Raw genomic sequence first — 15,100 nt, 5'->3', positions numbered from 1 at the left:
TCCTTTCTTTTAATAGGCGGGTCTTCCGAAGGCGTAGAAATGCTGCTGCCAATAGGAAGAGTTGATGGATGTGTACTGAATGGGGTCGCCGCAGTGGATCATGACCCCATCACCAACGTAGATGCCGACGTGAGACACGCCGGGGGTGTCATACGTCCCGACGAAAAAGATAAGATCACCGGGCTGTGCATTCGCCTTTGAGACCGGCGCACAGACATTGTAAAGCCCCTGTGCGCCCAGCCGTCCGGTATTCACAAGACCGCTGTTCGTGAGAACATAGCTGACGAAGCCGGAGCAGTCAAAGGACGTGTCGGGATTGGAGCCGCCCCACACATACGGATAACCGAGATACTTTTCCGCCTCGGTAATCAGCGCTGCAAACTTCTCGTCGTTCAGGTATTCCGGGTTGACATCGTAGTCAGCGGGCGGATTGGTGATGTACTTGTCCACATAGGGAGAGTCACCGAACAGATCCTCGCGGTTGCCCAGCACCGACATATACGTCGCATACATGGAAAGCTGTTCCTGAGACATGATGTAGACCGGGACATGGGAGAGATTGAAGTTTTCGAGCCTCACGTTGCAGATGTAGTAGTCATACGGGACGCGATAGGTTTCCGTGTGCGTGTTGCCGTCTGCGTCCGTCCATGTGTCGGTTTCCGTGCGGTATCTGGTTTCGATGATGACCTCTTCGGTGAGGATATACTGCTTTTCAAACAGCATTTGGAGCGTACCCTGCACCTCATCCAGCGTGAACTCGCCCTCATGGAGAGCCGAGAGAATGGAGATCAGCACATAGGGGTCATGCTCAATATCATCCAGATCGAAGTGGTATTCATCATAGTTGTGAGTGCTTTCGTAGGTGTCGAGATAGCGTTGCAGCTCCTGCTCCATTTGGCAATACTGCGCTTCTGCGCCCAGCATCGCATCATCCTCGCTGAGATAGGAGGAAGCGATAACCGACGAACCGGTAGAGGTGAGCATCGAACACGAGCTGATTCCAGCACCGAGCAAAACGAGAAGGGCAATTCCGACGCCGATCCAGATGAAGACCTTCTTGTTCTTCTCAAAGAACTCCTTGATCTTGTCGGACGCCTTCTCACCGAGCTTCTTGCCGGTGCTTTTTGTGGCAGTCCCGGCAGTCTGAGAACCGGCATTTCGAGCGGCGGCATATTCCTTCTTGATGTTCTGCTTCTGGTAGTGCTTGTTCATGTTCTGCTTCTTCATCTCAGGATGCTCCTGCTGATTTCTCTCATATTGGAGCTTCGCATCCGCAGCATCCGCCTTATGTTCCAGCTTAGAGACCTTCTCATAAGGTTTGTTGATGCTCTTTTCCCGATGATGACTGAAATGCCGAGCGGCAGTCTCAGCGGCGATCTCCGTTTTATGCGCCGCCTCAACCGCCGTGTTTTCCTGTTCGACCTCATGGATTTTGCCGTGAATGCCGGAAGCAAGGGTGTCACCGACCTTGCGGACGGTTTTATCTGCCTCAAATTGCAGCTTGCCTTTGCTCTTGGGCTTTTTCAGCTCATCCTCAAAATGAAGGCGGGTTTTGCCCTTGCCGGTCTCTTCATCAAAGACGCGCTCTTTCTTGAGAACCTTGTGCGTGGGCAGCTTTTCACGGGCGGCATCCAGACGTTCATGCGCCTTCTCGGACTTCCTTTCGAGCTTCTGCATCCGCTTCGTGGGCGGGACGGCATCGTCCGAGACCGGCTTTGCGGAGGAAGTCTCTGCCGCTTGGGAGAGAACGGCATCCGCATCCACTGCCTCCACTGCCGAGGTCTTGCGCAGCTTGTGTGTGACAACCGTTTCGGCAATCACCGTGCCGGTATGAGAAGAAACGCCGTGCTGCTCTAAAGTTGGAGGCTTGAACGGAGTCTCTGACACAGGCAGCGGTTCGGGTACATTCTGGGGTGAATTTTCTGCCCTTTTCTCTTCTGTGACGGACGTTTCCGAGGGCGGCTGTGTGTCGTTATCTTCGGCGTGTTCCGTCTGAAACTGACGCTGCTGACGGCGCATCTGCACCTTTTTCTGTTCCTCCGCAGAAAGAGCTTCGGAAGGCTCGGCTGTCTCAGTGAGCTTTACCAACTCTGCCTCTTCCAGCCGCTTTGACACACGCTGTTCGGTGCCAGCCATCAGGTTTTCCTCAACCGCGCCCTCCCGCGTCATCCGCACGACTACCTTGTCGCGGGCTTTGAGTTCCGGTTCCCTGGGCATCAGATTTCACCTCCAATCCGCTTGTAGGCAAGCTCGGTGTATTCAGGGTTCAGCTCGATGCCCACGAAATGACGCCCCATCTGTGAGGCAACCATGCCGGTTGTGCCGCTTCCCATAAAGGGGTCAAGCACAATGCCGCCTTCTGGACAACCGGCGAGAAGACAGGTTTCAACCAGCTTTGGAGGGTAGGCGGCATAGTGACCGCCCTTGAAGGGGACGGTGTTGATCTTCCAGACATCGCGCTTGTTGCGGAGCGGATTGATGTCTGCGTCCTTGATCGCGCCATGCTCACGGGGGCGGTTGATGGATTGCGGCTGAGGCTGACCGGGAACGGGCTTGCCGTACTTGTTGCCGCCCTTCATGCCGCGCTTGAGGCGTTCTGCCGTTGCGGGAGCAATCGGCTCGGAGATTGCCCTGTAGTCAAAGAAATACTTCTTGGACTTGGAGAACAGGAAAATATGCTCATAGCAGCGGGCGCATCGGTCTTTCACGCTCTCCGGCATGGGGTTATCCTTCATCCAGATGATGTCGTTGCGCAGATACCAGCCGGTATCGCGGAGGGCAAAAGCCAGCATCCACGGAATGCCGATCATGTCCTTCGGCTTGCAGCCCTCAACCTTGTTGTTGAGAGCCACAGCCTGACCGTTTCTGCCGTTGGGGTTCTTCGGGTCAACAAAATCGCCCTGATTGCCTTTCCCAGCGTAAGTGTCCGAGATGTTCAGCCAGAGCGTCCCATCCGGACGCAAAACGCGCCTGACTTCGGTAAACACTTCCGTCAGGCGCGAGATATATTCCTTCGGCGTTGTCTCTCTGCCGATCTGAGCTTCCACGCCGTAATCGCGGAGCGCGTAATACGGAGGGGATGTCACACAGCAATGAACGCTGTCATCGGGCAGAGTTTTCAGGATTTCAAGGCAATCGCCGGTATGAATGGTGTCAAACTCTATGGGTATCAGCTCCTTCCTTTGAGAGCCGGACGGCTCAGTCAGAGAAGAACTCGTCCGGCTCGTAGTCCTCGTCGAAATCGTCAATCTCGTCCGCCCAACGGTCAAAGATTTCCTCGGCTTCCTTCGCCGCCTCACGATAGAGGCTCAGGCGGTTCTTCTCAAAGGCAGCGAAGGCGGGAACGAACTTGCCGAACTCGCGGATTGCCTTCACATCCTGCGTGCGCATATCCGCAACGCACTGGATGATTTCGGACATCGTGAGCAAATCGTCGATCATCAGCTCATACTTGTCCTTGGGGATAGATACGGTTTCATCATCACCCGCGTCAACGAAAGGGGTATTCTCATCGCTGTTGCTGCACTCAGAAACATCAACATTGAGGTAGAAACCAATCATATCCACAGATACTTTGGTCATAATCTGACGCGCTTCCTTGACCTTTTCGTCGATGTCCTCCCTCACATGGAGGTAGGCGCGGTGATGCTTCTTGAGGTCGCTTTCCAGTCGGATCAGATCGGTCAGCTCCCACAGAGCCTTAAACAGCGCGGAGGTGTTCTCTCCGTATTCGATAGCGTCCGCATAGGGAATGGTAATCATCTTGTTGTTCATATTCAAAAATCCTCCTATCAGTTCTGTACGGTTTCTTCTAAGCGGGTGGTCATGATGCGGTAAAGCTGGGTGTCCTTCGGGAAATCGTCCTTGAAGGGAACGATGGTCGAGCCATAGAAGATCAGCCCCTCACCGGCATTGGAATTGGTGATGTAGTTCTGCTGGCTGGGCGAGATATTCAACGCCTTCGAGAGAATCTGCCGGTCTCCGGATGCCTGATTCAGAAGGTAGACAAAATCCGAGTTTTCAAAGATGTTCTCCACCTCGCGGGACGCAAGCAGATCCTTGACGTTCTGGGTAATGCCGGTCGGAATGCCGCCCCATTTTCTGAAACGCTTCCAGATTTCCACGCTGTATGCGGCGGTCTGTTCCTCTTTCAGCAAAAGGTGGAACTCGTCCATGTAGTAGCGAGTTGCCTTGTGCTGGGCGCGGTTGATGGTAACTCTGTTCCAAACCTGATCCTGCACAATCAGCATACCGAGCTTCTTGAGCTGCTTGCCGAGTTCGCGGATGTCATAGCAGACGAAGCGATTGTTGACATCCACATTCGTTCTGTGATTGAAGACATTCAGAGAGCCGTGAACATAGATTTCAAGGGCAGTTGCGATGCGCTGTGCCTCCGGTTCCTTCTGATTTCTCAGAATGTTGTAGAGGTCTTCGAGGATCGGCATTTTCTCCGGCTTGGGGTCTGCAAGGAACTCCTGATAGACCATGCGGACGCTGCGGTCAATGATGGTCTTCTCAACCGGCTGCAAGCCGTCCTTGCCGCCGACAATCAGCTCACACATGGAGAGGATGAAGTCGGATTTCAGCGTCAGCGGGTTTTCCTCTTCGGAGTAGTTCGTGTTGATGTCCAGCGGATTGATGTAGTCCGTGCTGACCGGCGAAATGCGGATGACCTGACCACCGAGCTTCTGCACAAGAGGGAAATACTCGGCTTCGGGGTCGCAGACGATGATGTCATCCTCCGTGATGAGGAAGGCGTTCGTCATTTCGCGCTTGGCGGAGAAGGATTTGCCGGAACCGGGCGTACCCAAGATCAGCCCGTTGGGGTTCTTGAGCTGCTTGCGGTCCACCATGATCATGTTGTTGGACAGTGCGTTCAGCCCGTAGTAGAGAGCTTCGCCGCCCTGAAAAAGCTCCTGCGTGGTGAACGGCACGAAAACCGCCGTGCTGGAAGTGGTCAGTCCGCGTTCGATCTCCACCTGATTGACGCCGATAGGCAGAGAGGACATCAGCCCCTCTTCCTGCTGGAAGTCAAGACGCTTGAGCGCACAGTTATACTTTTGGGCAATGGCAGCGGTCTGGAATACCGCGTTTTCGAGCTTCTGGCGATTGGTTGCCGTGTTCATGATGAGGATAGTCACAAGGAACAGTCTCTCATTGCGGGTCTGGAGATCCTGCAACAGACGCTTTGCCTCACCGCCGAAGGTGGCGAGATCGGACGGGATGATGTCCATATCGTAGCCGGAGCGGACTGCTTTTTTCTGTTCCTCGATCTTCATTTTGTCGAGGTCGGTGATCTTCGACTTGATGCTCTTGATTGCCTTCGCCTGGTCAATCGTCCGGATATGAAAATTGACCGTGATGTTGCTGTCCATCTCAAGGAAGTCGGCAAGCATACGGTCATTGAGTTCCGGCGCGAGGATTTGCAGGAAGCTCACCGCGCCGATGGTTTTGCCCATCTTGAAGCACTTGCCCTCACGGAAGTCAAAGGAAGTGGGCGCGATGAAATCCTTTGTTCTGAGTCCCGTTCGGGCAACCATATCGAAGGAAAAGCGGAACGGCTCATTGGTGTCCATGTTGAATACATCATGAAGCACTTTCAGCCGCTCATAGCCGGACAGCGGTTCGGTTCTCACACCAAGGGTTTTGAAGTTGTTGAGAATGTCGGTTTCAATGCGTTCGAGCTTCGGCTTTGCGGTGCGGAGTGAGTCTGCCTCAATGCCGAAGGTGATGTACTTCTTCTTGACCAGTCCGTTGTTGCCCTTGGTGAGCTGGCTTTGCAGCATACCGGAATACTCGGAGCGGATGTCGTTGAAGGCGTCCTCCTGTGCCGGAATGTTGATGCGCTTGCGGAACTCATTGAGACTTGCCTTCTGATTGATGAAGGAGAGCTGGACGAAAATCGAGCTGTCGAAGTAGTTCAGAAAGTCGCACCAGTTCTCAAAGATGGCGGTTTTGTCCTCGTTCTGCGCAAGCTGGTAGTTGATGTCCTCAAAGGCGATGGACTTCGTGTAGAGGCGGCTGTTCACCTTGCAGATACCGTCGCGGCACATCTCCACATAGGGGATGGTCTGCTGGGCGGACTTGCGGACTTTCTTTGCCTTCCTGTCCTTTTTCTTCTGCATGACGATCCGCTTCTTTTCCTGAGCGGAAAGGGCGTCGCCGTAAACGACGCCGTTTTTGACCGTCATCTTAGGCTTTGCCTTTGCTGTGCTGTTGTTCAAGCTGCAATTCCTCCTGTTCTTTGATTTTCTGCTGAATTTCAGCGTAGAGATTGTTTGTGCGATAGGGACGCACCTTGTCCCGGATGAACATGGACTGTACGATGTGGTACAGATACTTTTCGGCGGGCTGACCGTCCTTCTCGTAAAGCGCGAAGAAGATAAACGGGAGCATGATAACCACCATCAGCATTGCCGCCGTAGACAAGTCGAGATGTGCCTTCGCCAGAAAGAAGATCGGGACGCCGACTGCCGCAGCGACGGAAAAACAAATGAGCTGCCGCTTGGTCAGGTTGAACATGACCTTCGTTTTGACGCGGTTAAGATCCTTCGGGACCGGAACAAATGCCATTGACTGTTTCCTCCTTTCTAAGCTGCTTTTCATAGCGCAGCTTCATTTGTGCGGGATATTGATCCTCCTTCGGTTGACGCTTGCCCGTCCAGCGAAGCCCACCCGCTTTGCCTTGACAGATCCAGCCGGAAGCCCGAAGGCTTGCACCGTTTTCACTTTCCAGTGTGTAGGTGATGATGCGCTTATAGCCCATAGCCGCAGCAGCTCTTGCCGCCGCGCCGTAGAGAAAGCTGCAAGCGTTCTTCTCTCCGTTGGTGCATAGCCTTGTAACCTCCAATGTGAAGCCGTCATCCAGATACCGGCTGACGGGACGCCCGGCGATGATCACGCCGACCAGCTCACCGCCTGCTTCACAGCCGATGGAAAACTTGTGACCGGCAACCGGCTTGTGATGCCGGTGATGCTGCCGGACATACTCGTTGGCGTCTCGAAGAGAGATGGGTCTTAGCCGCAGCATGGTGTTTCCTCCATAGGAAGATGAGCCGTGCATTCGACCTCGTTGCCCCAAACGTCCCAGCCTTCGGGAGATTGACGGGCAAAAAGCTCTACGCGGGGAAGGTCTCCCATGAGCCGAACAATGCGCTCTCGCGCTTCATCCGGCTTTTTGGAATGCTCTTCGATGTGGCTGAGGATGACCTGACGCACACCGGCGTCAACTCGCTTCGGGTGTCCCTTTGTGGCAAGGATGCAGATTTCCGCGTTTGCCCTTGTCCAATACCCCATGCCGGTGAAGAGGTCATCGTTCCTGCGGTTTTGCTTCACCCATACAAAAGCCACGGTCTTATAGGAAAAGCCCCATGCCGTCAGCACTTCGAGTGCTTCACAGAGGCACGGGAACGTGATCCAGAGGAACAGAGCGCAGTCCTTCGCAGCCAGTTCGCCAACCGGAAGTGCCTTGATGTCTTCAATGCACATCGTCGGATAATGGCTTTCTGCCGACCGTCCCTGTCCCTTCTTGGAGTAAGTCCGATACGCCCAAGGGGGATCGGCGTAGATGATGCTGTACTTCTTCATGCTGCCGACCTCCTTAGTGCGCATGGAAAATGGATTTTGCGAGGCTTCCGGTCTTGAACAGCGAGAAGCACAGAATAACCGTGTACGCTGCCACAGAGAACAGAGCCGAATGAATGTTGTCTGCGATGATCATGCCGTTGATCAGCACTGCATAGATGCCGACGCAGACCATGATGAGAAATCCCTGAAATGCCAGAGCGAACAAGCCTTTCAGATAGTTCGTGCCGATGCTGCCCCATTCGCGGTTGCTCATGGTTGCGATGGGAATAGGCGCGATGCTCACGGTGCAGTAAATCTCAATCATGCGTCCGTAGAGAATAACCGTAATGAGGATCGCCATGATTTTGAGGCACAGGCTGATCAGAAGCGTTTCTATTGACAGACCGAGCAGTTCTCCTACGCCCATGTTCTCCATGCCGGTACGCATCTGCGCAATCGTCGAATCAATATCAATGCTGGTGTTGCCGTGGATTACTCCTGCTGCACCGGAAACAACGTTCTGCCCGATGTCGAATACTGCCATCACGATGTCAAACGTGTGCGTCACGAGATAGATCGCCACAGCCGCCTTGAAAAACCACTTGAAGAACATCCAAGTGTCCATATCGTGAAGGTTGTTTTTCTCGGTGATCATGGAAATCAGCTCGTAGCACAAAACGAAGGTGATGATGATACCAGCGATGGGGACTATCACGTTTTCGGATAGTCCCCGGATCATCTGGTACACGCCGCCGTTCCAGCCGGACGGAGTTTGCCCGACCTCGGCGGCAATCGTTCCTACCTTCTCGTTGACATCGGTGAACATATTGGTCAGGTTGCTCTCGATCCATCCGATCAGCATATCCTTGAGAGCCTGTTCGATCTTTTCTAAAATGCTGCCCAATATTTCACCACCCTTCGGTTAAGCTGGGCTTGCCGTGGATTAGCCGAACAAACCGGAGAGCAGGGGGATGAGGGTCGTGCCGATCAGCACCACACCGCCGCCAGCCATGAGCTGCTTGATGCCCTGAGACTTGGCGCCGGGGTTGTCGTTGCCGTAGCCTTCCATGAGGTTGACAACACCCCACACTGCGAGACCTGCGCCGAGGGCGATAACGAGCGTCTGAAGAACTGTGACAGCCTGATTGATGAAAGCCATAGATTTTCCTCCTTGATTTGAAAAAGATTGGTTGTGTGTTTTTGAAAATGGGCATAAAAAAAGAAGCCCCGTCGCTGTTCTGCTTTGGGAGCCATCAGGCTTTACCCACTGCGCAGTGCAGCGACGGGGCTTTAATCCGCTTCGACCTCGCCCATATCATAGAGGTCGAATGTGTCATCGGGCTTGACTACCAGCTTGTGCTGCCGGTACTTCTCGATGTCAAAGGCGTTCCGCTTGTTATAGTCGGAGAGCTGCCGGTACTTTGGATGCTTCGTGATGTCGTATTTGTTACTGAGAAAAGGTCTCACGCCTCGAAGCTGTAAAATACACTTGGCTCCGTCCATGACGGCGATCTCATCCTGAGACATCAGCTCCTTGCCGGTCTTCTGATAATTCAAGCCATAGGAGTTGTTGTTGGATCGGGTTTCCGAGGTGTTGTAAAGGTCGATTGTCTCCTTGCCCAGCACCTCGCTGATTTCCTTGAGCGTGGATTTTTCCTTGCCGCCAAGAAAAAGTGTGCAGTCGCAGTTGCCTGTGATGGTGTCTGCCGCATCCTTGTAGATGGTCTTGAGCTGAGACTGGGACTGCAAGATGATTGACGCCGAGATTTCCCGGCTTCGGATGGTTGCGATGAGCTTATCAAACTTCGGGATTTGACCGATGTTCGCAAACTCGTCCAGCAGACAGCGAACATGGACGGGAAGCCGTCCGTTGTAAACGTCATCTGCTTTGTCGCAGAGAAGGTTGAAGAGCTGAGAATACATGATCGCCACGACGAAATTGAAGGTGTCATCGGTATCGGAAATAATGACGAACAGCGCCGTCTTCCGGTCTCCGATGGTGTCCAGTTCCATCTCATCGTAGCTCATCAGCTCCCGCAGCTCTGCAATGTCGAAGGGCGCAAGCCTTGCACCGCAGGAAATCAAAATCGACTTGGCGGTTTTGCCCGCCGCCAGCTTGTATTTGCGGTATTGCTTGACCGCAAAGTGGTCAGGGTCGCGGGCTTCCAGCTCGTCGAACATGACATCCACGGGGTTCTTGAAGGTCTCATCGTCCTCTCTGGCTTCCGAGGCATTGATCATTTCGAGCAGAGTAGTAAAGTTTTTCTCGTGGTCGGGTGCCTCGTACCAGATGTAGCCGATGAGAGCTGTGTAGTAGAGCTTTTCCGCCTTGACCCAGAAATCTTCGCCAGACTTATCGCCGTCTCCCTTCGTATTGACGATGATCGTATTGACCAGCTTGAGGATGTCCTTCTCACTGCGGATGTAGCTGAAAGGGTTGTAGTGCATGGATTTCCGGAAATTGATGGTGTTCAGCGACTTGATGACATAGCCGCCCTTTTCGAGCATCTTGCCGCACTCCACCAGCACCGTACCCTTCGGGTCGGTGACAACGTATGAACTGTGCATCTGCATCAGATTTGGTTTTACAAAAAGCGCGTCTTGCCTGAGCCGGAACCGCCGATGACAAGGATGTTCTTGTTGCGGGCGTATTTCGGCTGCTTTGGACGGCTGTTCATGGTCAGGAACTCCGTCTGCGTCAGAATGACGTTGTTCGAGAACTCCGGGTCCATGTACGGCTTGATGTCCTCCGGCTTACCCCATCGTGCAGATCCGTATTCTTCGCCCTGCCGGAACTTCTTGCGGTTCTTGCCCTTGACATAGACCGCCAGCTTGAGCAGCGCACCGGCAACCAGACCGACGAGCAGATCGACGGGATGAAAGCTGGGAAGCGGATTTGCAAAGGCAGTGCCGAACACGGCAAAGCCGTTTGTCAGCTTGTCGATGAACTCTGTGCCGGGAGCGAGACGAAATACGGCGGCAATCTTATCCGCAAAGTAGAAGGCGAAGACATACGGAAGGTTCAGAAGAATGAGCTTCTTCATATCGGGTTTGTTCACAGCTCCACACCCCGATCCTTGGTCTTGACCTTGACTTTCTCTTTGTGCTGTGCCTTGCTCTGGGCTTTCTCCTGATCCAGCTTGTGCCGGATGGACGGCTGTTCCTTCTGCTTGACGGTTTTGGCGGAGAACTCCTTGAACGCGGCGGTCATAACATCAACATCTCGTCCCTTGAAGAAGACAAGATAGCTGGGCGGCTCAACGGAAACGTCCTTCTTGAGCGCAAAGTCCAGACCGTATTTACTGGCTGTTCGCTCAAAGGACTTGATGTTGCCGTCCGTCACTTCGATGTTGGAGATGGCGGCGTTCTGGCTCATCAGATGCTTGATGGACTGCTTGCCGCGATAGGTTTTTGGCTGCTGCATCTGCTTCTGCGCCTTCTCAATCTCCTGCACGAACTTGTCCAGTGCCTTTTTCAGCACCTCGGCTGAGATTTTGCCGCCCTTGATCATGATTGCAACAACTTTGGTGTTGACTTCATCCTGCATTGCAGTGATACCTCCTTTCCTTGAAATGATTGAGGGAATGCTGCCTCAGCTAAGGCGGCACAATCCGGCGACAGATGATTTTCATTTACACTGTCCTCCTTTCCGAGCATTGCTCACGATGTATTCATTAAAGAGTGTCTTCACAAAGGCTATAATCGTAGGTCTTCGGCTTCTTTGACCCTGCCGATCTGTCCTGCCCGTAGAAGTCATGATTGACGAGCGCGGAGTAGTAATTGTCTATCGTCAGAGAGGCGTTATACAGAGCGGTCAACAGGTACGCCCGGATATTACGGATGTCTGACGGGTTCTTGTTCATTGCTTCCAGAACGTACTCTATGTGGCTGCTATTCAGCTTGAGAAAGCGGGACTTAACCACTTGCTGCGGCATATCCTCGCCATTGATACGGATGGTCGGAGCGGTAGAGCAGACGGCATCCAGCATGATGTCCATGATCTCCCGGAAGCGGTCTTTATCGAACTTCGGATCCTGACAGAGAATGTTGTAGTCAAGATTCTCTTTGATAATCTCTTCATACTCGCTTCGCTCATCCATCCTGTCCATCACATCAAGATTGATGGATTGATAGTTCTTTGAGAGAGTATTTCTTTCTTGAGTAATTACTTGGATAGTATTTCTTTGTGCGGGATTTTCCCTATGGGGATTCTTCACGTCTGGATTCTCCACATCGGGATTTTCCCTGTGTGGATTATCCCTGTGTGGCAAACCGGCTTGCGGCATCTCATAGATGTTGAACTCCGTGCTGACCATTCTGCCCTTATCATCTCTGCCACGGTGACGGACAAGGTAGCCGTTTTCCTCAAGCTCCTTGAGTGCCGAAAGTATGGCGTCGGGACCTTCCTTGCAGAGTGCCGCAAGACCACGGGTGGAGAACTGCCAGCCGTCGTTGAAGGACAGCATCTTTGAGAGAAGACCGACTGCTTTGAGGGAGAGGTTCTTATCTCTCAGGTGGGTATTGCCCATGACCGTGAAGTCACGGGTTTTATTGACGCGATAGACTGACACATGATCACCCTGCCATTTCCGTAGATACTTCAACGCCGCAGATTCCAAAGTAGCGGATGCGGATGACGTTCTTGCCCTTCGGGGTGAAGTAGGTCTGAGAGCCGGTATAGCGGAAGGTCACGAAATCCCGGACGATGAAGAGTCCTTCGTTGCTCTTCTTGTTGTAGGGAAGAAGCTGACCGGAGGGAGAGCGGAACAGATACCCTTCGTTAAGCAGGAATTTGACGAACTTGCGCTCCGGGATTTTCAGTTCCTTCGCCGTGGTGCGAATGTTGGTGCAGTCATCTGGATTGACGAAGGCGTCAAAGTAATCGGCTTTCGGTCTTGCGATGCCCAGCTCCGCTTCAAGGGCATTGGCGCGATTCGTTTCCTTGAGCAAGGTCTGCGCAAGCTCTATGATGACCGCCGGTTCCTTCTGAATGCGGTCCAGCAGGGATTCCGTCATGTAGCAGCCGGTCTTGCGGATCATGGGAACAACCTCATCGAACAGCCAGTGTTCAAATCTTTCCGCCGAGGGAGTTTGCTATGGACAATTAGCCTGTAAACATCACCCTCCGTAATGTAGGAAAGGGACTGCGTACCGCCGCTCGTAAGGGTGTCCCGTTTTAGGACACCCTTGCAATGGTCAATAATTGCCTTGCCGGGTCTGGCATATCCCAATGCTCTTGCAACATCTGAGCCGCAGAACAGAAGTGTTTCTCCGTCGAGGATCGTCCTCACCTCACCGAACTGTTCATTCTTGAAGACTTCGATTTTGTTATCCATGACAGGTTTCCTTTCCGGCATCAGATGTGCCACTTTGATTTTTGAGTGTAGAAACGGGATTGCAGCAGTAGGGACACTCTGCAAACACGCAGGACTGATATTTCCAGTGAGGACGGTGAAAGCGGCAGCTTCGGCACTCAGGGAGAATGCCATCCGCGCCGCTGTCAAAATGCTCAAAGCCGGGTATGGTCTGCATCAGCAATTCCAGTGCTTGCAGATCACCGGCTGTCATGCGTTTCATGCTTAAAAACTCCTTTCCTTCGCCGCATCGCCAGCAAATATTCCGGCTTTTGGGCAACAAAAAAAGAGGGTTTGCTTCTTACTCCAAATTGGAGAAGAAACAAACCCTCTTCGTTTACGATGTAGTTCAGATGATTTCTCGGATGGTATGAATGACACCGAGCAGCAGCCCGATGAAGAAGGCAAGTCCTCCGATAAGACCGCCTATGATTAAGTTCAATGCGAAGATGCCGACTGAGCCGGAGATACCGTAGTCGCTGGGAACGAGCCAGAGGCACATCCTCCGGATGCCGAATGGCAAGCCGACGCAGATCCACATAAGGAAGTAGTCACATACGCCGTCAGGCATATAGATCGGCTTGAGAAATGACGCGAGGCAGAACGCAAGCGCGATTGGAAGCAGAACCTCCTTCAAGAAGACTTTGATAGCACCCACTATATCCTCCTTCTGCCGGAAGTGTGCAGCGGCACACTCCGGCTTGCTTGATTATTGTGAAAGTCCTTTGTTTTCGGTCAAAAAAAGAAGGGACTAAGCCAGAAGGCCTTGATTTTCAAGGTCTTTCTGATTTAGTCCTATTATCGCACAATAATCTTTTACAATGACCGTTGCAATATGCCCAGCTTCGATTTCGGCAATCATTGACTGAAAGCCGGGGCGGTTGAAGTTTGTTCCGCTGTAGCCATCATCAGTAAAATGTTTGATATTGTTGAAACCACTTTTGCGGGCGTAGTCTTCCAGATACTTTTTCTGGTTCAGGATGCTGTTGGATTCACCTTGCAGTTCATCATCTCTGGAAAGCCGTTCATACAGAGCCGTGATTTTTCCTTGGTTGGATTTTGCCATAGTTTCACCTTCTTTGTTTTTTGGTTGGGGTTTGGTTGCTTGATATGTAACAAAGATACGATATTTTTATCCTTTTGTAAACGCATCTTTGTTTTATCCTTGTTCATTATAGCCCTTCGGATCGGTGACGACATAGGAGCTGTGCATTTGCAGGAGGTTCGGCTTGAGCCAAAACCGGGTCTTGCCGCTGCCGGAGCCGCCGACGATCAGTACGTTTTTGTTTCGTGCATTTTTCGGGTCAGGCGGACGATTGGACATCATCAACCGTTCTGTTTTGGTCAGGATGATGTTATCCTCAAATTTTGGAGCCATGAACGGTTCAATGTCCTTGGGCGTGCCCCACCGGGCAGAGCCGTACTCCATGCCGTGGCGGTACTTTTTGGCATTTTTACCACGCAGATAGACCGCCAGCCGTAACCCTGCGCCGCAGCACAAACCCACCAGAAAGTCAAGCGGATGCAGGTTGGGCAGAGGGTTCGCAAATGCCACCGGGATGGTGCCTATCATGGACATGATCTTATCGCCCAGCTCCTTGCCCTCGGCAAGCCGCCACGCTTCGCCAAAGTTGGTTGCCACCAGCGCCAGCAGAAGATAGGGCAGATACAGCGCCAGCAACTTTGTCAGCTTTTTCGTGGTCATAGTCCACGCTCCTGTTCCTTGTGCCGGACTTTACCGGGAGTTCTGCCGCCGCCTGCACCAGCTCCTGCAATCGTGCCAGCACCGAGGGACGTTTGTCCTTGTTCAGCAGAGATGCCGAATACTCCTTGAACGCTGATTGAAATGCTTCTGCATCCGGGGCTTTGAAAAAGACCAGATACCGGGGTGGCACCTCGGAGGTGTCCTTGCGGATGGCATAGTCGATGCCGTACTTTTTGGCATAGCGTTCCAGCCCACGAATGCCGGTCTTGCTGATCTCCACGCTGGACACACCCCGGTTTTGCCGCAGAAGGGTGCGGACGCTCTGCTTGCCTTGGGATGCCTTGGACTGGTACAGCCGAAACGCCGCTTTTACCGCCCGGAGAACGGTCCGGGCAGACAGCTTGGTGGTAGAGATCATAATGTTGAATGATTTCTGTTCGATTTCTTCCTGCACTGCCATCACCTCCCGTGCCGC

Annotated in this window: 14 protein-coding genes and 4 pseudogenes; all 18 read right to left on the bottom strand. The window is 52.8% G+C overall.

Annotated elements, in window-relative coordinates:
- Positions 1 to 9: 9 nt before the first annotated feature.
- The 18 genes and pseudogenes from PXT33_RS13295 to PXT33_RS13205 all read right to left on the bottom strand — a co-directional run bounded on the left by PXT33_RS13295 (position 10) and on the right by PXT33_RS13205 (position 15,079).
- Positions 10 to 2,217 (bottom strand): CD1108 family mobile element protein, encoded by a 2,208-nt coding sequence (locus PXT33_RS13295; RefSeq protein ID WP_332376761.1) that lies wholly within the window; start codon positions 2,215 to 2,217, stop codon positions 10 to 12.
- The gene (locus PXT33_RS13290) at positions 2,217 to 3,170 is read right to left on the bottom strand and encodes a site-specific DNA-methyltransferase (protein WP_332376852.1); all 954 of its coding nucleotides are present in this window, start codon (positions 3,168 to 3,170) and stop codon (positions 2,217 to 2,219) included. The genes PXT33_RS13295 and PXT33_RS13290 overlap by 1 nt, the downstream gene beginning before the upstream one ends.
- 28 nt (positions 3,171 to 3,198) lie before the next feature.
- Complete coding sequence (locus PXT33_RS13285; protein WP_332376760.1) at positions 3,199 to 3,774, bottom strand: nitrogen fixation protein; 576 nt, start codon at positions 3,772 to 3,774, stop codon at positions 3,199 to 3,201.
- 17 nt (positions 3,775 to 3,791) lie between these two features.
- Complete coding sequence (locus PXT33_RS13280; RefSeq protein ID WP_332376851.1) at positions 3,792 to 6,191, bottom strand: VirB4-like conjugal transfer ATPase, CD1110 family; 2,400 nt, start codon at positions 6,189 to 6,191, stop codon at positions 3,792 to 3,794.
- 1 nt (position 6,192) lies between these two features.
- Positions 6,193 to 6,573, bottom strand: coding sequence for a PrgI family protein (locus PXT33_RS13275; RefSeq protein ID WP_117452847.1), 381 nt, complete (start codon positions 6,571 to 6,573; stop codon positions 6,193 to 6,195).
- Entirely contained in the window at positions 6,542 to 7,030 is a 489-nt protein-coding gene (locus PXT33_RS13270; RefSeq protein WP_332376759.1) for an XF1762 family protein, read from the bottom strand. Before PXT33_RS13270 ends, PXT33_RS13275 begins: the two co-directional genes overlap by 32 nt.
- The gene (locus PXT33_RS13265) at positions 7,018 to 7,587 is read right to left on the bottom strand and encodes an MT-A70 family methyltransferase (RefSeq protein ID WP_007593032.1); all 570 of its coding nucleotides are present in this window, start codon (positions 7,585 to 7,587) and stop codon (positions 7,018 to 7,020) included. The genes PXT33_RS13270 and PXT33_RS13265 overlap by 13 nt, the downstream gene beginning before the upstream one ends.
- 13 nt (positions 7,588 to 7,600) lie before the next feature.
- A complete protein-coding gene (locus tag PXT33_RS13260; RefSeq protein ID WP_007046101.1) occupies positions 7,601 to 8,470 on the bottom strand; it encodes a VirB6/TrbL-like conjugal transfer protein, CD1112 family in 870 nt (289 codons plus the stop codon).
- Between the two features lie 39 nt (positions 8,471 to 8,509).
- On the bottom strand, positions 8,510 to 8,725 hold the full coding sequence (locus PXT33_RS13255; protein ID WP_005934794.1) for a Maff2 family mobile element protein: 216 nt from the start codon (positions 8,723 to 8,725) through the stop codon (positions 8,510 to 8,512).
- Between the two features lie 131 nt (positions 8,726 to 8,856).
- Positions 8,857 to 10,610: pseudogene (locus tag PXT33_RS13250) on the bottom strand (VirD4-like conjugal transfer protein, CD1115 family).
- Between the two features lie 11 nt (positions 10,611 to 10,621).
- Positions 10,622 to 11,113: a PcfB family protein gene (locus PXT33_RS13245; RefSeq protein ID WP_005934796.1), complete on the bottom strand. Its 492-nt coding sequence runs from the start codon at positions 11,111 to 11,113 to the stop codon at positions 10,622 to 10,624.
- Between the two features lie 127 nt (positions 11,114 to 11,240).
- Positions 11,241 to 12,095 carry a DUF6017 domain-containing protein gene (locus PXT33_RS13240; protein ID WP_332376850.1) on the bottom strand — a complete coding sequence of 285 codons (855 nt, stop codon included), beginning with the start codon at positions 12,093 to 12,095 and terminating at the stop codon, positions 11,241 to 11,243.
- Between the two features lie 46 nt (positions 12,096 to 12,141).
- Positions 12,142 to 12,902, bottom strand: a pseudogene (locus PXT33_RS14870) (phage antirepressor KilAC domain-containing protein).
- Positions 12,895 to 13,143, bottom strand: a complete 249-nt coding sequence (locus PXT33_RS13225) for a hypothetical protein (protein ID WP_117570518.1) — start codon at positions 13,141 to 13,143, stop codon at positions 12,895 to 12,897. The pseudogene PXT33_RS14870 and the gene PXT33_RS13225 overlap by 8 nt, the downstream one beginning before the upstream one ends.
- Positions 13,144 to 13,269: 126 nt before the next feature.
- Positions 13,270 to 13,578 carry a DUF6050 family protein gene (locus PXT33_RS13220; protein WP_332376758.1) on the bottom strand — a complete coding sequence of 103 codons (309 nt, stop codon included), beginning with the start codon at positions 13,576 to 13,578 and terminating at the stop codon, positions 13,270 to 13,272.
- 153 nt (positions 13,579 to 13,731) lie between these two features.
- Positions 13,732 to 13,986 (bottom strand): annotated as a pseudogene (locus PXT33_RS13215) (recombinase family protein); the annotation flags it as partial.
- A gap of 111 nt (positions 13,987 to 14,097) precedes the next feature.
- Positions 14,098 to 14,562: pseudogene (locus PXT33_RS13210) on the bottom strand (type IV secretory system conjugative DNA transfer family protein); the annotation flags it as partial.
- Complete coding sequence (locus tag PXT33_RS13205) at positions 14,504 to 15,079, bottom strand: PcfB family protein (RefSeq protein ID WP_350339885.1); 576 nt, start codon at positions 15,077 to 15,079, stop codon at positions 14,504 to 14,506. The pseudogene PXT33_RS13210 and the gene PXT33_RS13205, both read right to left, overlap by 59 nt.
- Between the last annotated feature and the right edge of the window lie 21 nt (positions 15,080 to 15,100).

Origin of the sequence: Faecalibacterium taiwanense (genome assembly GCF_036632915.2) — a bacterium.
Taxonomy (GTDB): domain Bacteria; phylum Bacillota; class Clostridia; order Oscillospirales; family Ruminococcaceae; genus Faecalibacterium; species Faecalibacterium taiwanense.
Note: the sequence above shows the minus strand (reverse complement) of the source record. Positions and strands in the feature narration are given on the sequence as shown.

Bases quoted from the DNA above. Each gene is read 5' to 3' on its own strand.
- PXT33_RS13280 (WP_332376851.1), bottom strand. From the start codon at position 6,191: ATGACGGTCAAAAACGGCGTCGTTTACGGCGACGCCCTTTCCGCTCAG.
- PXT33_RS13270 (WP_332376759.1), bottom strand. From the start codon at position 7,030: ATGCTGCGGCTAAGACCCATCTCTCTTCGAGACGCCAACGAGTATGTC.
- PXT33_RS13245 (WP_005934796.1), bottom strand. From the start codon at position 11,113: ATGCAGGATGAAGTCAACACCAAAGTTGTTGCAATCATGATCAAGGGC.
- PXT33_RS13285 (WP_332376760.1), bottom strand. From the start codon at position 3,774: ATGAACAACAAGATGATTACCATTCCCTATGCGGACGCTATCGAATAC.
- PXT33_RS13240 (WP_332376850.1), bottom strand. From the start codon at position 12,095: ATGGGCAATACCCACCTGAGAGATAAGAACCTCTCCCTCAAAGCAGTC.
- PXT33_RS13225 (WP_117570518.1), bottom strand. From the start codon at position 13,143: ATGAAACGCATGACAGCCGGTGATCTGCAAGCACTGGAATTGCTGATG.
- PXT33_RS13255 (WP_005934794.1), bottom strand. From the start codon at position 8,725: ATGGCTTTCATCAATCAGGCTGTCACAGTTCTTCAGACGCTCGTTATC.
- PXT33_RS13265 (WP_007593032.1), bottom strand. From the start codon at position 7,587: ATGAAGAAGTACAGCATCATCTACGCCGATCCCCCTTGGGCGTATCGG.
- PXT33_RS13275 (WP_117452847.1), bottom strand. From the start codon at position 6,573: ATGGCATTTGTTCCGGTCCCGAAGGATCTTAACCGCGTCAAAACGAAG.
- PXT33_RS13295 (WP_332376761.1), bottom strand. From the start codon at position 2,217: ATGCCCAGGGAACCGGAACTCAAAGCCCGCGACAAGGTAGTCGTGCGG.